This is a genomic window from Rothia sp. 27098_8_27, assembly GCF_041432805.1.
In the GTDB taxonomy this organism is placed as follows: Bacteria; Actinomycetota; Actinomycetes; order Actinomycetales; family Micrococcaceae; genus Rothia; species Rothia mucilaginosa.
Map to the genome: position 1 here is coordinate 116022 of NZ_JAPWAJ010000003.1, position 14608 is coordinate 130629.

At 60.7% G+C, this 14608-nt stretch carries 12 protein-coding genes; 7 read left to right on the forward strand and 5 right to left on the reverse strand.

Going from position 1 to position 14608, the window contains the following annotated elements:
• Positions 1-243 precede the first annotated feature (243 nt).
• Positions 244-1263 (forward strand): glycosyltransferase, encoded by a 1020-nt coding sequence (locus O3675_RS05250; protein WP_371571381.1) that lies wholly within the window; start codon positions 244-246, stop codon positions 1261-1263.
• A gap of 124 nt (positions 1264-1387) precedes the next feature.
• Here O3675_RS05250 and O3675_RS05255 read toward each other — a convergent pair whose 3' ends face one another.
• Positions 1388-2296, reverse strand: a complete 909-nt coding sequence (locus tag O3675_RS05255) for an MBL fold metallo-hydrolase (protein WP_303937924.1) — start codon at positions 2294-2296, stop codon at positions 1388-1390.
• 255 nt (positions 2297-2551) lie between these two features.
• On the opposite strand from O3675_RS05255, the gene gluQRS reads away from it, so the two are divergent.
• The 6 genes from gluQRS to O3675_RS05285 all read left to right on the forward strand — a co-directional run bounded on the left by gluQRS (position 2552) and on the right by O3675_RS05285 (position 9660).
• Entirely contained in the window at positions 2552-3577 is a 1026-nt protein-coding gene (gluQRS, locus tag O3675_RS05260; RefSeq protein ID WP_371571383.1) for a tRNA glutamyl-Q(34) synthetase GluQRS, read from the forward strand.
• 381 nt (positions 3578-3958) lie between these two features.
• Complete coding sequence (gene putP / locus O3675_RS05265) at positions 3959-5446, forward strand: sodium/proline symporter PutP (protein WP_371571386.1); 1488 nt, start codon at positions 3959-3961, stop codon at positions 5444-5446.
• 164 nt (positions 5447-5610) lie between these two features.
• The gene (locus O3675_RS05270; RefSeq protein ID WP_371571389.1) at positions 5611-6564 is read left to right on the forward strand and encodes a 1,4-dihydroxy-2-naphthoyl-CoA synthase; all 954 of its coding nucleotides are present in this window, start codon (positions 5611-5613) and stop codon (positions 6562-6564) included.
• Positions 6565-6748: 184 nt separating this feature from the next.
• Complete coding sequence (locus tag O3675_RS05275) at positions 6749-8092, forward strand: AMP-binding protein (protein WP_371571391.1); 1344 nt, start codon at positions 6749-6751, stop codon at positions 8090-8092.
• 122 nt (positions 8093-8214) lie between these two features.
• On the forward strand, positions 8215-9129 hold the full coding sequence (locus O3675_RS05280) for a 1,4-dihydroxy-2-naphthoate polyprenyltransferase (RefSeq protein ID WP_005504756.1): 915 nt from the start codon (positions 8215-8217) through the stop codon (positions 9127-9129).
• 102 nt (positions 9130-9231) lie between these two features.
• Positions 9232-9660 carry a PLD nuclease N-terminal domain-containing protein gene (locus O3675_RS05285; RefSeq protein ID WP_005508294.1) on the forward strand — a complete coding sequence of 143 codons (429 nt, stop codon included), beginning with the start codon at positions 9232-9234 and terminating at the stop codon, positions 9658-9660.
• 134 nt (positions 9661-9794) lie between these two features.
• Here O3675_RS05285 and O3675_RS05290 read toward each other — a convergent pair whose 3' ends face one another.
• The 4 genes from O3675_RS05290 to O3675_RS05305 all read right to left on the reverse strand — a co-directional run bounded on the left by O3675_RS05290 (position 9795) and on the right by O3675_RS05305 (position 14556).
• A complete protein-coding gene (locus O3675_RS05290) occupies positions 9795-10484 on the reverse strand; it encodes a histidine phosphatase family protein (protein ID WP_371571392.1) in 690 nt (229 codons plus the stop codon).
• Positions 10485-10656: 172 nt separating this feature from the next.
• A complete protein-coding gene (locus O3675_RS05295) occupies positions 10657-10755 on the reverse strand; it encodes a 30S ribosomal protein bS22 (protein WP_005504750.1) in 99 nt (32 codons plus the stop codon).
• 262 nt (positions 10756-11017) lie between these two features.
• On the reverse strand, positions 11018-13132 hold the full coding sequence (locus O3675_RS05300; protein ID WP_371571394.1) for a FadR/GntR family transcriptional regulator: 2115 nt from the start codon (positions 13130-13132) through the stop codon (positions 11018-11020).
• Positions 13133-13227: 95 nt separating this feature from the next.
• A complete protein-coding gene (locus O3675_RS05305) occupies positions 13228-14556 on the reverse strand; it encodes a metalloregulator ArsR/SmtB family transcription factor (RefSeq protein WP_371571396.1) in 1329 nt (442 codons plus the stop codon).
• Positions 14557-14608 lie beyond the last annotated feature (52 nt).

The following is a 14608-nucleotide window of genomic DNA, read 5'->3' on the forward strand; positions in this document are numbered from 1 at the left end:
GCAGGGTTGAACGATATACTGAAAATTACCTGTGCCATAGCCTTCCGTGGCTGAAAGCTAGCCGGTCGTAGCGGTTTCACTCACCGCTGCATTCGCATTTTTTGCGCGCCTGCTGACGTAAGGCACCCTATCTATCATTTTATTGACATTCACGCTCTCGCCGCTGATGCACACCGCCCGCGACCCGAGGTTTTACCCCGGCGAGCCCGGTGCATGCGGCGGACGTCGCTCCCAAGGATTCTCATGAGCTCACTCGATATTATTGTTGCCGTCCCCTCCGGAGCCGGTTGGGTTCCCGTGCACGCCATGGCGGAGCTTCTCGCACGCTACACCGGCGGCACCGTACACACCGTGGATGTGGGCGCATCCCTCAGCAAGGAGACCAAGCTTCTGGCGCGCCTGCCTCGCATCAAGGGCGGTTCCAAGCGTTGCCTGGTTATTGCTTCTGATCCCGGTCAGCTTTACGCCATTTCGCAGCGTTCCTTCGCGTTCCGCCGCTACGGTGCGATTTACGGCTGGGTGATTGATAGCTTCTGGGATGACCGTATCCCCGCCGTTGCGAAGTCCTCCACCTACGACCGTATTTTCGTTGCGGACGTTGACGACGTTCAGCCCTGGACTGCTGCGGGCGTGAAGACCCCCGGCGTTCTGCCCTGGGGCGCTGATGTGTGGAGCAACTTCACCGACCGTCTGGCGGCGCTGGGCTCGAAGAGCACCGACCTGCTGCGTGTGGGCCGTCAGCCTGCAGCCTACGAAGATGACGAGGCGACCGCCGCTCTTGCCGCTGAGCTGGGCCTGAGCTTTGAGGGCCGCCCGCCTTTCGGCGCAAATGACCACGAGTCGGCTCAGCACCTGCAGAATTCTCTGAACCGCGCGAAGTTCCTGCTGGCGTTCTCCACTTCGGTCAGCCCGGCGCCGTACACTCACCCGACCAAGGAGTACATTACCGGCCGTTGGACCGATGCCCTGGCTTCGGGTGTGACCGTGGTCGGCAAGGTTCCGAACACCACCACCGTGCGTGAAATTCTTTGGGATAGCGCAACCATCGACATCGACCATGCGGATGCACGCGCGGGCCTCGCGCAGGTTGCCGATGCGGTCTCCCGTTGGACCCCCGCACAGGGTGAGCAGCAGATTCGTCAGGCTCTGCAGCACCTGGATTGGCGTCACCGTTTCGTGGAGCTTTGCAAGGCGATGGGTGAAGTCCCGGCTTCTTTGAAGGCTGATTGCGAGGCAATGCGCGCCCAGTACGTTCAACACTAAAAACATCACCTCTGCTGAAGGCATCTAGCAGCTGAGGGTATATAAAAGGTGAGGGCTGGTTTCTACCATAGAAACCAGCCCTCACCTGCATTTATGCCTCATAAGGCATATTGCATACGGGGTTTTAGTACGAAGCCTGACCCAGCGTAATCGGACCCGTGAAACCACTGGTGTCCGGATGCTCCGCATCGAGGTACGCCGCTACCGGTGCGCCTTCAAGCTGAGCCAAACGATCCAGCAGGAAGCGAGTAGCACCCGGCGCATACGGCAGCTTATACATTGCCGCGGTCGTCGCCTCGTCATCACGATTTAAAGTGGAGGAACGAATCGACTCAATAGCGGTCACCATGGTGTTACGCTCACGCTCCACGAAGGTGCGGTCTACCGGCTCACCGTTACCGGGCACATACACGCGGTAACGGTCAAATTCGAGCACGGCACCGAGAGTGTCAATCCAACGGTCGGGGAAGGAATCCTCGAAATAGGGATCGGTACCCTCTTCAATCAGACCACCCATGAAGAGCACGTCTTCAATACCGACCAGAATGTCACCATCGGTGTGGCCGGGACCCATGTACATGAGGGTTGCGCTACGCTCACCCAGATCAATGGGGGTGAAGGTAATGCCGTCACCGCTATTGGCGACCAGACGGTTGGGGACAATAATGTTGGTGGCGGCACCCTGATGGTGCGCCATTTCCGGTTCGAGCGTCTCGACGTAGGGACGCTGCGCCTCACCGTATTTACGAATTGCGCGCGCGGCGCGAGGATGCGCCCAGAATTCTTCGGCACCCATTGCCGCGAAAACATCGTTACCGAAGAAACGCTCATAGTGTCCATGAGTGTTTACGACGGTGATAGGAAGGCGCGTGAGACGGCGAACCTCATCATAGATTTCGGTTGCCTGACGGGGACCTGCGCCGGTATCCACGACAAGTGCCCGTTCCAGTCCGAGGACCAGTCCGGTGTTCAGTCGGTAGTTGTCGGTCGCAATGCGGTACACGCCGTCTGCGAGTTCAATAGTACGAGCCATAGATACAACCCTACTGTAATTTTTGGTACTTGCGGGGCTATTCGGGCTTCTGGAGAACATATTTTTGCACCAGTGCACATCACCAAGGGCACAAAAGTGCATCATTCCGCATAATTCCGCCTCCACGGGCAGGTGGCACGTGATGCTTGACAACCCCTGCAGATTGATTAGCAGGGTAGCGCATTCCCCTAGCTACCCCGCCTCCAACGAGGTTCTAGGCACGAACCAAAAATTCGCGCCCTATAGGATAGAAGTATGACTTCTTCCCCGACCTCGTCTTCCACCCCTTCGAACCAGCCTTTCCCCAGCGGTACCGGACGCTACGCCCCCTCCCCCTCGGGGGATTTGCATCTGGGTAATCTGCGTACCGCTATTTTGGCGTGGGCGATGGCTCGCCGCAGTGGCAAACCCTTCTATCTGCGCGTGGAGGATTTGGATCGCGTGCGCCCGGGTGCTGCGGAGCGTCAGATTGCTGATTTGGCGGCACTGGGTCTGGATTGGAATGCAAGCCCCGGCGCTGCGGCGGAGCGCGTTGAGGGTAGCGAAAGCACCGAGGGCAAGGAAGCAGGCGTACTGTACCAGAGCACGCGCCTTGCCGCCTATGAGCAGGCGGTTGCACAGCTGCGCGAGGCAAACCTCGTCTATGAGTGTTTCTGTACCCGCCGCGAAATTCAGGAGGCGTCAAGTGCCCCACACGGTGCGCCGGGTGCATACCCGGGTACCTGCCGTGAGCTGAGCAAGGCACAGCGGGAGGAGCGCCGCACCCAGCGTCCACCGGCTCTGCGTCTGCGTGCCGAGTGCACGAGCTACACGGTGCAGGATGATTTTTACGGCGCCTACATCGGCCTAGTGGATGATTTTGTGCTGGTGCGCAATGACGGCACCTACGCCTATAACCTGACCTCGGTGGTGGACGATGCATTTGTGGGGGTTGAGCAGATTGTGCGCGGTGATGACCTGCTCCCTTCGGCACCTCGCCAGTCGTATTTGGCGCAGCTTTTGGGTTTGACGCAGCCGCGTTACGCTCACGTGCCGCTGGCGCTTAACGAGGAGGGTAAGCGCCTGGCGAAGCGTGACGGGGCGGTAACCCTGCCGCAGCTACGTGAGGCGGGTGTCGAGATTCCGACGATTTTGGGTTGGATTGCCGCGTCTATTCCGGTGTATAACGCTGATGGCTGCGCCCATTCCGCGGATGTTCCGGTGCCCAATGCGGCGGCGATATTGGAGCGTTTTGACCCGGCTCGTATGGCTTCTGAACCGTGGGTCGTGAGGAATCTCTAAGCCTCTGTGACATTGTTGTGTAACAGTTCAACACTCCGAACGGCTTTTAAATTTTTCGTTTAATTCGTTTTAGATGCATATGCCATTGAGCGTTTGCGTTGCTTTTCAACTACATATCTTTCACTCAAGTGCCCGAAACCCTGAATTTCAGGGGTTTTTCGGGCACTTTTTCGCACACGCTCCCACATCGCCCCACGTGTACGACCATGGAATTTACACAGCAAATACATATTTATTCCACAGCTTCTCATTCCTAGACGTCAAATAGACTTTATTTTCAGCCCCTCAAAGCCTAGACTGTATCCTATGCCACTCATAAAGTTATGGGGTAGCGCATAAATACACACAGGCACGCACTATCACCAGGAGAGAAGGAACATTATGGCCGCGAGTACATACCAGGTCATCGCGCTGGCGATTTATTTTGTTGCCATGATCGCAATCGGCCTATGGGCAAATAGCAAAAACAACAGTCTTGACGACTATGTGCTGGGCGGGCGACAGCTCTCCCCCACCGTCGCCGCTCTCTCAGCGGGTGCCTCCGATATGTCCGGTTGGCTCCTCATGGGTCTGCCCGGCGCCGTCTACCTCAGCGGCCTCTCCCAGGCATGGCTCGCCGTCGGTCTGACCATCGGCGCATGGTGCAACTGGAAGTTCGTGGCACCGCGACTGCGTAGCTACACCGAAGTAGCTGGCGACGCCGTGACCGTCCCCGTCTTCCTGAGCAACCGCCTCCATGACACCAAGCGCGTGCTGCGCATCGTCTCCGGCGTCGTGATTCTGGTGTTCTTCACCTTCTACGTCTCCTCCGGCATGGTGTCCGGCGGCCTGTTCTTCAAGTCCTCCTTCGGCCAGGAATACCACACCGGCATGCTCCTGCTGGCGGGCATCACCGTGTTCTACACCCTCTTCGGCGGCTTCATGGGCGCCTCCTACACCGACATGGTTCAGGGTCTGCTCATGCTTGCAGCACTCATCGCCGTGCCGGTCATCACCATCATCGATCTTGGCGGTGTAGGCCCGGTGGTTGAATCCATCAGCCAGGTTCGCCCCGACGCCCTCAGCATCTTCGCGGGCACCACCTTCGCCGGTATTATTTCATCCCTCGCCTGGGGTCTGGGATACTTCGGCCAGCCGCACATCATCGTGCGCTTCATGGCAATGCGCACCCCCGCCGACGCAAAGTCCGGCCGCCGCATCGGCATCAGCTGGATGGTTCTGACCGTGTTCGGTGCACTCAGCGGCGCATTCATGGGCATCGCGTACTTTGCACGCCACCCCGAAGCCTCCCTCACCAACCCCGAAACCGCAGAGTCCGTGTTCCTGGACCTCTCGCAGATCCTCTTCCACCCCTTCATCGCCGGTCTGATTCTGGCTGCGGTTCTGGCGGCAATTATGTCCACCCTCTCCTCGCAGCTGATTGTATGCTCCTCCGCTCTGGTGGAGGACCTCTACGGCATCTTCTCCTCGAAGAAGCTCAGCGCCGGCAAGTCCCTGTGGCTCGGCCGTGCAGGCGTGGCAATCGTGGCGCTGGTCGCCGGTGCCCTGGCATGGAACCCCAACAGCTCCATTCTGCAGCTGGTCGCATTCGCTTGGGCTGGCTTCGGTTCGGCATTCGGCCCGACCGTTCTGCTCTCCCTCTACTGGCGTAAGCTGACCACCCAGGGTGCACTGGCCTCCATGATTACCGGTGCCGTTGTGGCATTCGCATGGGGCCAGAGCCCCATGAAGTCCGTGCTCTACGAAATGGTTCCCGGCTTCGCTTCGGCGCTGCTTGTCGCAATTATCGTCTCCCTGGTCACCTACAAGAAGAATCAGGTCATTGACGAAGAGTTTGACCGCGCGGTAGAGCTCGCAAAGGTCAAGTAGCCCCTAGGTAACCAAGACCGGGTAAGGTTCATTACCCAATCTCTAAGGCCCGGGCCGCACACACGCGGTCCGGGCCTTTCTATATGCTCGGCAACCTGATTCGCTATGCTCGGCAACCAGGTTCACAGCCTCAGACAGCACCCGGGCAACGTAGAATAGGGTCTATGACTGCACAACTTCCCGAAAAGGTCTCGGACATCTTCAACCCCGCCGACTGGCGCGTCGTCGAAGGCTTCGAAGACTTCACCGACATCACCTACCACCGCCAGGTTGAGCGCAACGAAAACGGCGAAATCCTACGCGATCTGCCCACCGTGCGCATCGCATTCGACCGCCCCGAGGTCCGCAACGCATTCCGCCCGCACACCGTGGACGAACTCTACCGCGCCCTCGACCACGCCCGCATGACCTCCAACGTAGGCACCGTGCTGCTCACCGGCAACGGCCCCTCCGCCAAGGACGGCGGCTGGGCATTCTGCTCCGGCGGCGACCAGCGCATCCGCGGCCGCGACGGCTACCACTACGCCAGCGGCGACACCGCAGAAAGCATCGACCCGGCACGCGCAGGCCGACTGCACATCCTGGAAGTGCAGCGCCTCATCCGCACCATGCCCAAGGTCGTTATCGCCCTCGTCTCCGGCTGGGCAGCAGGCGGCGGCCACTCCCTGCACGTAGTTGCTGACCTGACCATCGCCTCCGAAGAGTACGGCAAGTTCAAGCAGACCGACGCAACCGTCGGCTCCTTCGACGCAGGCTACGGTTCGGCGCTGCTCGCACGCCAGGTGGGTCAGAAGTTCGCCCGCGAAATCTTCTTCCTCGCCAAGGAATACGACGCACGGCGCATGTACGAAATGGGCGCAGTCAACGATGTAGTCCCCCACGCAGAGCTCGAAAACAAGGGCCTGGAATACGCGGCGCACATTGCCCGCCAGTCCCCGCAGGCAATCCGCATGCTCAAGTACGCCTTCAACCTGCCCGACGACGGCATGCTCGGCCAGCAGGTCTTCGCCGGCGAGGCAACCCGTATGGCATACATGACCGACGAGGCCGTGGAAGGCCGCGACGCGTTCTTGCAGAAGCGTGACCCGGACTGGTCCAACTACCCCTACTACTTCTAAGAGACAGCCCTTCTACAGAAGTAGTTTCAGATGCATAGGCTCGGAGCCGGATTCAACCCTGAGAACCTCAGCTAAGAATCCGGCTCCGGCGCATTTGATGCCGCACCGGCATATGACACCGGTATATGACACCGGCGCATAACAGCACGCAGCCGCTACAAACAGCCGCTAAGGATTTAGAGCCATGATGAACACCCCCGTACCCGGGCTCATGCCCTCCCCCGCCCCGCAGGAGGCTGCCCTGCACCCGCAGGCGGTACAGGTGCGTGCCGATCAGCCCGCCGACCCTCACGCCATGCTGAGTGCCTTTGAGCAGCTACTGGGCGGGTACGCGGCGGGTGCGGGTGCGGAACCTATCGCCCTGGTGGTGGGTACCTCCGGATCCACCGGAACCCCCAAACGCACCGCACTGACCGCGCGAGCTCTTGCCGCCAGTGCGGCAGCCACCGAGGACTTCTTCGGCTCAAACTCCGATGCGGCATCGCAGTGGCTCCTGGCTCTTCCGGCGCACTATATTGCCGGCGCGCAGGTACTCGCCCGCTCCGTGCTCGCCGGTACCGCCCCGGTCATTGCCCGCTCTGTGACCGAGCCGGTGCATTTCACTCCCGAGGTTTTTCTGCAGGCGGTTGAGCATATGAGCTCGGCACGCCGGTTTATCTCCCTGGTGCCCACCCAGCTCCATAAGCTGCTCGAAAGCGCGGACGCCAACCCGCACCTGGGCGCTGAAATTCATGAGGCGCTCGGCTCCTTCACCGGCATCCTGCTCGGAGGCGCCCCCGCCAGCGCCGACCTGCTCGCCGCCGCCAGCACACTGGGGCTGAACACGGTGACCACCTACGGCAGTGCCGAAACCGCCGGCGGATGCGTCTACTCCGGCTCCGTACTGCCCGGCGTGCGGGTGGAGCTCGTACCCGAAGAAGGCATGCCCGCCGTGCCGGATACCGGTGGGAAACCCGCACAGGTGGGTCGTATTTGGATCAGCGGCGCGCACCTCGCCAGCGGCTACATTGGCGACGCCGCCCGCACCGCCGAGCACTTCTTCACCGCCGCGGACGGCACCCGCTGGTACCGCACCGACGACTACGGTCTGCTCAGCCCCGCAAATAACCCCGACAGCACTGCCCGCGGCAACGAGCAGCGCCTACAGGTACTCGGCCGTAGCGATGACGTGCTCATCAGCGGAGGCGTAAAAATCTCTGCCCGCGCCGTGGCGACCGTCCTCGAAGAGCACCCCGCCGTACGCGAAGCCTGCGTAGTCGGCCTGCCCGATGCCCGCTGGGGCACCGCCATTGCCGCCGCGGTCACGCTCGTACCTTCTGCCGGTGCCGCGGCTACATCTACCGAGAATCGCCCCGCCCTGAACGAAGAACTCTGCGCCCTACTGCGTGCCCGCTGCGCCGAAAAGCTCGGCGCCCCCGCCGCACCCAAGCAGCTGAGCATCCTGCCGGATTTCCCGCTCACCAGCACCGGCAAGCCGGACCGCGCAGAAATATACAGTATCCTGGACAGAGACTACCGTCAGGGCTAAAGCAGGCTCATCCGCGGGTTTTCACCCCGCACACGCAGCCGCACGCCCTGACCGTCACCGTCACAACCCGTCTCATCACAAAACCCACGCATCATACGCACTTAAACCCGGAAGGAACCCCCGTGGCAACTGCCGCCCAATGGATTGAAGGCGCTCGCCTGCGCACCCTGCCGCTCGCCGTCGCCCCCATTATTGCCGGCTCAGCTGCCGCCTACGAGATCAACGAATTCAAGCCGCTCTACGCGTTCTTGGCGTTCCTCGTCGCGTTCTTCCTGCAGGTCGGCGTGAACTACGCCAACGACTACTCCGACGGCATCAAAGGCACCGACGAAGACCGCGTGGGTCCGCTACGCCTCGTCGGTTCCGGCGTGGCAAGCCCCCGCTCCGTCAAGTACGCCGCCTTCGCCTGCTTCGGTCTAGCGATGCTTGCGGGTCTTGCCCTGGTGGCTCTGGCGAACCAGTGGTGGTTCCTGGCGATTGGCGCCTCCAGCGTCTTCGCGGCGTGGGGCTACACCGGCGGCAAGCACCCATACGGCTACATGGGCCTGGGCGACGTGTTCGTCTTCGTCTACTTTGGTCTGGTTGCGACCCTGGGCACCCTCTACACGCAGGCGCACACCCTGACCCTGCTCGGCTGGGTTGGTGCTATCGGCATTGGTCTGATTTCCTGTGCGCTGCTCATGGCGAATAACGTACGTGACATTCCCACCGACATTGAGGCGGGCAAGCTGACCATGGCGGTCCGCCTGGGCGAACGCTGGTCACGCATCACCTACATCGTGGAGATGGCGCTGGCACTGGGCCTGGGCGTGCTCCTGCTCGACGAGAACCCCTGGTTCCTGCTGATCTTCCTGCTGGTCGGCCCGACCATCCACTCCTGCGTGACCGTGTGGACGCGCGGCGGCCGCGACCTGATTCCCGTGCTCAAGCAGGCGGGTATTGTGGCGCTCGTGTACTCCGTGATTCTTGCCCTCGCCGTGTGGCTGGGCTCGCTGGACATTATTAGCCACGAGGTTCAGGTGTTCACCGGCTACTAAGCCGACGTACGATTCTGCGCCGGATTGCCGCGCCATTACGCCGCTAGCGGGCACCCGGTTCACAGTTCCGCAATAACGCGGCGGTATGTCATAGTAGTGCTTATGATTCGAGCCATGCTGATTATTGGCGGCGCCGCCCTCATCGTGGGGCTGACCCTCTACACCCTCTTGGACGCCGTCCGCACCCCCGCACACGAGGCGCGAACCCTGCCCAAGTGGCTGTGGGTTCTCGTTACCTTGCTCTTCCCCGTGGTGGGCCCGCTCATGTGGCTTATCCTGGGCCGCCCCAAGGCACAGCCCGCAGCAGGTGGTCCTCGCCCCGGCTTCGGTCAGCGACGCGGCACCCCGGCGCCCTCGGTGTCTTCCCCCGACGACGATGAAGAGTACCTGCGCTGGCTCAAGGCAAAAGCAGAACGCGAACGCCGCAGCCGCGAAGCAGATTCGAACAACAAGCAGGATTCTGATCATAAGGACCCCGAGCTTAAGAACCCCGAGGACGGCACACCGAATCAGGATAACGGGCAGAACTAGTCAGGACAGCTAGGTTTGCAGCTCGTGCGCCCCTCAAGGTTTACAGTAAGAGGCTGTGAGCGCATCCGTAACGGATGGGCTCACGGCCTCTTACTATGCTCAAAAACAGCTTCAGGAACTAGCTACCGGATGTTTTAGCTACCGGGCAGCTGAATCACGCCACCGTACAGCGGCGCCGCAGGCTCCGAATACCCCACAAAATGCGGCATCTCATGCTCAAAATCAGTGGTGCTAAACGCCAGAGTCGTAATCGATGCCAGGTTGCACTCACGGGCACGCGGGTCATGCTGCAGCATGCGGCCCTCAACGCCCAGGCGAGTAATCCAAATCGGCAGCTGGTGCGACACAATAATCGCCTCCGCACCCTCGCCGCCACGCTCGTAGGCGGTACGCGCCGCATCCTGAACAGCTGCAGCCATACGGCGAATCTGATCCAGATACGACTCACCCCAGGAGGGGCGCGCCGGGTTGTACAGCTTCGTCCAGTGACGCGGGTTCCTCAGCAGCTCCTGCGCGTTCACGTGCAGACCCTCAAAGTAGTTATCCGCCTCAATGACGCGCTCATCCGGCTGCGCGGTCAGACCCAGCAGTTCCTCAACCGGGGCGGCAGACTCACGGGTACGCTGCAACGGCGAGCAGACCAGGTGCACGAAACGGGCGCCTCGCTCAGCACGAGCCGCGAACTCCTCAGCGCTCAGATGCACCATCTGCTGGCCCTTATCGGACAGACGGTAGCCGGGCAGACGGCCGTACACGATACGCTCGGGGTTGTGCACCTCGCCGTGACGCATGAGGTGAACTTTAATGGTGGAAGTTTCAGTCATGGGTCCAGTCTCTCAGATAGCGCGCCGCACCCCAAACAGGTGACCCGCACATACCCTCTACAAATACAAAACCCGGCGTACAAAACCTGGCGTACAAAACCCGGCCCGCAAAAACTGTAGGAACGCAAAAACCCCGCCTCTCCAAACGGAGGGCGGGGTGAAAGAAGTCTATTTACTTCTTGTTGCGGCGCTGGTGGCGGGTCTTACGAAGCAGCTTGCGGTGCTTCTTCTTGGACATACGCTTGCGGCGCTTCTTGATAACGGAACCCATAGGATTTCCTCACTTTACTCGTACCCGGCCGAGCCATTCGACTCGGTAGCTACCCGGGGATATTTATACCGGTATAACCGATCCAAAACGCATTTTAGGCACAGAAATACCCTTGCGTTTTAGAGCGCTACCTACCTAGAGTACTAGGTTTACCCCCATTTTCACCATTCGAGAGCGGCTTTTCAGGAGTTTTTCCCTGAATTTCCGCTTTTCCCGCGGGTATATCCGGGGTATCTCGGGGCAAAAATGGGATTCGGTAGCCCTAACGGCGCTTCTTCTTCGACTTCTTCGAGCCCTTAGCGCGGCCATGAGAGAGCACCGAACCGGAAGAAGCTACAGCAGCATCAGGAGTGCTCTCCTCAGCCGAGGAGGCAGCCTCTACCGATTCCGCAGCCGATTCCTGCGCGGGGTCAGAAGCCTCAGCGGGTTCTTCAACGGCGCTTTCCTCAGCTACCTCTTTCTCAGCAGCTTCTTGTTCAGCCGCCGCGTGCAACGCCTTCAGACGCTCAGCACGCTCGGCCTCGGCACGAGCCAGCGCCTCCTCATCAATGACGGGCTGGGGCTCAGGCTGGAGCTCATGCTGGGGCTCGGACTTCGTTTCAGCCTTCAGAGCCTGCTCCTTCACTGCCTGATCCTTCTCAGCGCTCTCCTGCGCTTCGTCATGCTCAGGCTCGTAGACATCCACGCCAAAGAAACGCTTCATCTTCGAGAAGATGCCGCCGCGCTCCTGCACCGGCTCATCATGCGGAAGCTTCTCGTAGGTGTCGTGGATGGTCGCTGCCGCCTCAAGGCGGGTAGGCTCAGCAGGCTCAGTAGCGGGCGCCTCCTGGCGCGCAGGGGCACGCAGAACCTTCTCAGCCGACTCAGACTCCGCAGGCGCCGCGGCAGTCACAACAGCCGCAGGACGGGCGGTACGGGCAGGCGCAGTCAGCACCTTGCTACGATCCACAGGCTTAATGATGGTTGCACGCACCGGAGAAATAATCTGACCGCTACGACGACGCGGAGCCGCCGTGGAGGCGCGCAGAACCTTCGCGGGACCCGCAGCCTCTTCCTGCGCGTACGCGGCAGGAACACTCGGCAACTGACCGCTGGGAGTCTGGGAACTGAGCGTCTGCGAGCTGAGGGGCTGGGAAGCGAGAGTCTGGGAGCTAGCCGCTACAGAAGCAACCGGAGCCGCAGAAGCAGCCGGGGTAACCTGCGATACCGAGGTGCTACGGCGCGGGGTGCCGAAGCTCAGCGGCACATCCGCGCTCACCGAATGAGCGGTAGGCTGCGCGGGAGCAGCAGGAGCTGCAGCAGGTGCGGGCTGAGACGCGGCGGAAACAGGCTGTTCTACCTTGTCAGAAGCATTAGAGTCAGGGATGGCCTCGGCAGGCTCAGCCGCCGAAACGCGCTCCACAGGAGCCGCAGAAGCGGTCTCCTCAATGTAGACAATATCGCCCTCAGGCACCGTATACTCCACGACAGAAGACGGAGCAGAAGCCTGGGCAGGCTCAGCCGCAGGCTCCACAGAAGCGGGTGCCGCAACGGGTGCATCTGCGGCGGGCAGAGCCTCCGCATCAGCGAAGGACGGGTCATCCTGCATCAAATCGTCAAAGTCATCAGCGGCAAACTCATCCACATCAACCGGCGCAAATTCAGAAGCAATCGGCTCACCCGGCAGACCGTTCGCAGAGGTCGCCTCCTGCTCCAGATCAATACCGGCGTCGGAATACATGCCGCGCAGCTGACCAATCACCATGGAACGAGCCGTCGCAGCGTCGCCAGCCTTCAGAGCCTCCGCAATAGCGCGGCTCTCAGCACGCAGACGCTCCACAGCACTACTCCACAGCGGCATACGACCCACCAGCGACAGCATCGACTCAAAGCTCGGCTGACGCACCGACGCGAGCAGACCCACCAGCAGCTCATTACCCGCACAACGCATCACCTGGTGGTGGAACGTCAACAGAAGCTCCAGGAAGTCACGAATCGACAGATCGAAATCTTCCATCTGCTCCAGGACCTCGTCCATCTCCGCGAAGGAGGTGGTCTTCGGGTCAATACGCGCAATCGCCCAGCTTTCCAGCAGAATACGGGTCTGCACCAAGTCACGAGTCGGGTAACGCGAGCTGGACATGTGCAGGCGCAGAGCAGCGCTGGCGGCAGCGGCAGGCTCATCGCTCAGGTGCACCAGCATTTCCTTGCCGCGACCGTTGTATAGCTGCACCAGATCCATATCTTCCAGGGTGCGTAGAGCCTCGCGGGTGCGGGAACGACTCACACCAATAGCGCGCGCAATTTCGCTATCGCTGGGCAGGTCCTGGCCCAGCTGAATGTTGCCCTCGAACAGTTCGTTCTCGAGCCAGCGCAGAATTTTACGATGAATAGCCACGTGAATGCGTCTTTCGGTCAAAAAGTGAGTGAGTGTGTGTTTTACAGAGAGTTAATGCCGGAAGTGATCGGCAGGGCAGACCCTAGCCGCCCGTTTTAGCGGCGGCGGCCACGCAGGAAGCCGAAGAGGCCACCGCGGTGGTTATCCTTCGCCTCAGCGCTGTTCGTCTCAGTGCTGGGGCGGTACACCGAATCGTAGGAGGGCATGGTCTGGTACTCGGGCTCCTCAGCGGAGGTTTCAGCCTTAGCAGGCTCACCCTCGACAGGCTCATCTTTGGTGAGCTCATCATTGGCAGGCTCGCCCTTAGCGAGCTCATCCTTTTCAGTAGCTTCTGCGGGCGAAGCTGCTTCCTCAGCAGAATCAGCCTTCACCGGCTCTTCTGCCGAGGCTTCATCCACTACGTTCTTCTCAATCACAGACTTTTCAGATGCAGAATCCTCAGATGCAGATTCCTCAGCTGCAAAATCCTTGCCGGTTGCTTCTTCCGTGACGGATTCAGCGGGTGCAACAGGCTTCTCAACAGCAACCTTTTCGTCGGCGGCCTTTTCAAGCGCAACAGCCTCGGGGATCACAGCGATAGGCTGAATCGAACCACCCACAACCGCAGCGGGGTCGGTGCCATAAGACACTACAGCCGCAGGCTGAGGGAATACCACCGGCTTATGCGCTACGACAGGCTTAGCCTCAGTGGTCTTGGTGGTCTCAGCGGGCTTCACCTCAGCAGGTGCCGCAGGGGTAGCGGGCTGAGCGGGGGATGCCGACGCCGCGGGGGTCACCCCAGCGTCGTAACCGTAGGATGCGGGAGTGAAGGGGCGCATCGGGGTGCTATCCACTGTCTCTTCCTGCGAGATGGGCTCAGCAGCTCCTGCCTTCTCAGCAACAGGTTCGGAAGCGGCACTATCAGCAACCTGCTCCGCGGGGCGCGAGTAAATGCGCGCGCTGGGGGTCAGGTGCTGTGCGCGGGCGCGTTGAATGCGGGCCTGCTCGATTTCCTCGGAGGTGGGTGCCTCAACGGTGAGAGTTTCGGAGTCGGTCGCCTCGGGCTTCGGAGCACTCTTTTCGGAGGTCTTCTCGACCGGCTTCTCAGCTGCCGTCTTGTCGGAGGCAGATGCAGTCACGCCACCGGGCAGTGCCACGGGTGCGTGCGCCTCATTGGACTGGCGTGCAATCTGAACGGTCTCGTTAATCCACTCGGTCACGGTGGCGAATACATCCGGGTTCAGGGAGTAGAGGCGACGCTGCCCCTCCACGGTCACGGAGACCACATCTGCATCGCGAAGGACTTTCAGGTGCTTCGAAATGGTCGGCTGGCTCATGCCCAGCTTTTCAACCACTGCACCCACCGTGTGGGTTTGCTCAGCGAGAATACGCACAATTCGGCGGCGAGTCGGATCCGCGATGACAGAAAAAACATCAGAATGCATATAGCGATTATGACATATAAAGTGACGCCTCAAGCTTAGAATGAGGCTGATA

Coding starts and splice junctions, on each gene's coding strand:
- O3675_RS05305 (WP_371571396.1), bottom strand. CDS start 14,556: ATGCATTCTGATGTTTTTTCTGTCATCGCGGATCCGACTCGCCGCCGA.
- O3675_RS05250 (WP_371571381.1), top strand. CDS start 244: ATGAGCTCACTCGATATTATTGTTGCCGTCCCCTCCGGAGCCGGTTGG.
- O3675_RS05290 (WP_371571392.1), bottom strand. CDS start 10,484: ATGACTGAAACTTCCACCATTAAAGTTCACCTCATGCGTCACGGCGAG.
- O3675_RS05275 (WP_371571391.1), top strand. CDS start 6,749: ATGATGAACACCCCCGTACCCGGGCTCATGCCCTCCCCCGCCCCGCAG.
- O3675_RS05270 (WP_371571389.1), top strand. CDS start 5,611: ATGACTGCACAACTTCCCGAAAAGGTCTCGGACATCTTCAACCCCGCC.
- O3675_RS05295 (WP_005504750.1), bottom strand. CDS start 10,755: ATGGGTTCCGTTATCAAGAAGCGCCGCAAGCGTATGTCCAAGAAGAAG.
- O3675_RS05285 (WP_005508294.1), top strand. CDS start 9,232: ATGATTCGAGCCATGCTGATTATTGGCGGCGCCGCCCTCATCGTGGGG.
- putP (WP_371571386.1), top strand. CDS start 3,959: ATGGCCGCGAGTACATACCAGGTCATCGCGCTGGCGATTTATTTTGTT.
- O3675_RS05255 (WP_303937924.1), bottom strand. CDS start 2,296: ATGGCTCGTACTATTGAACTCGCAGACGGCGTGTACCGCATTGCGACC.
- gluQRS (WP_371571383.1), top strand. CDS start 2,552: ATGACTTCTTCCCCGACCTCGTCTTCCACCCCTTCGAACCAGCCTTTC.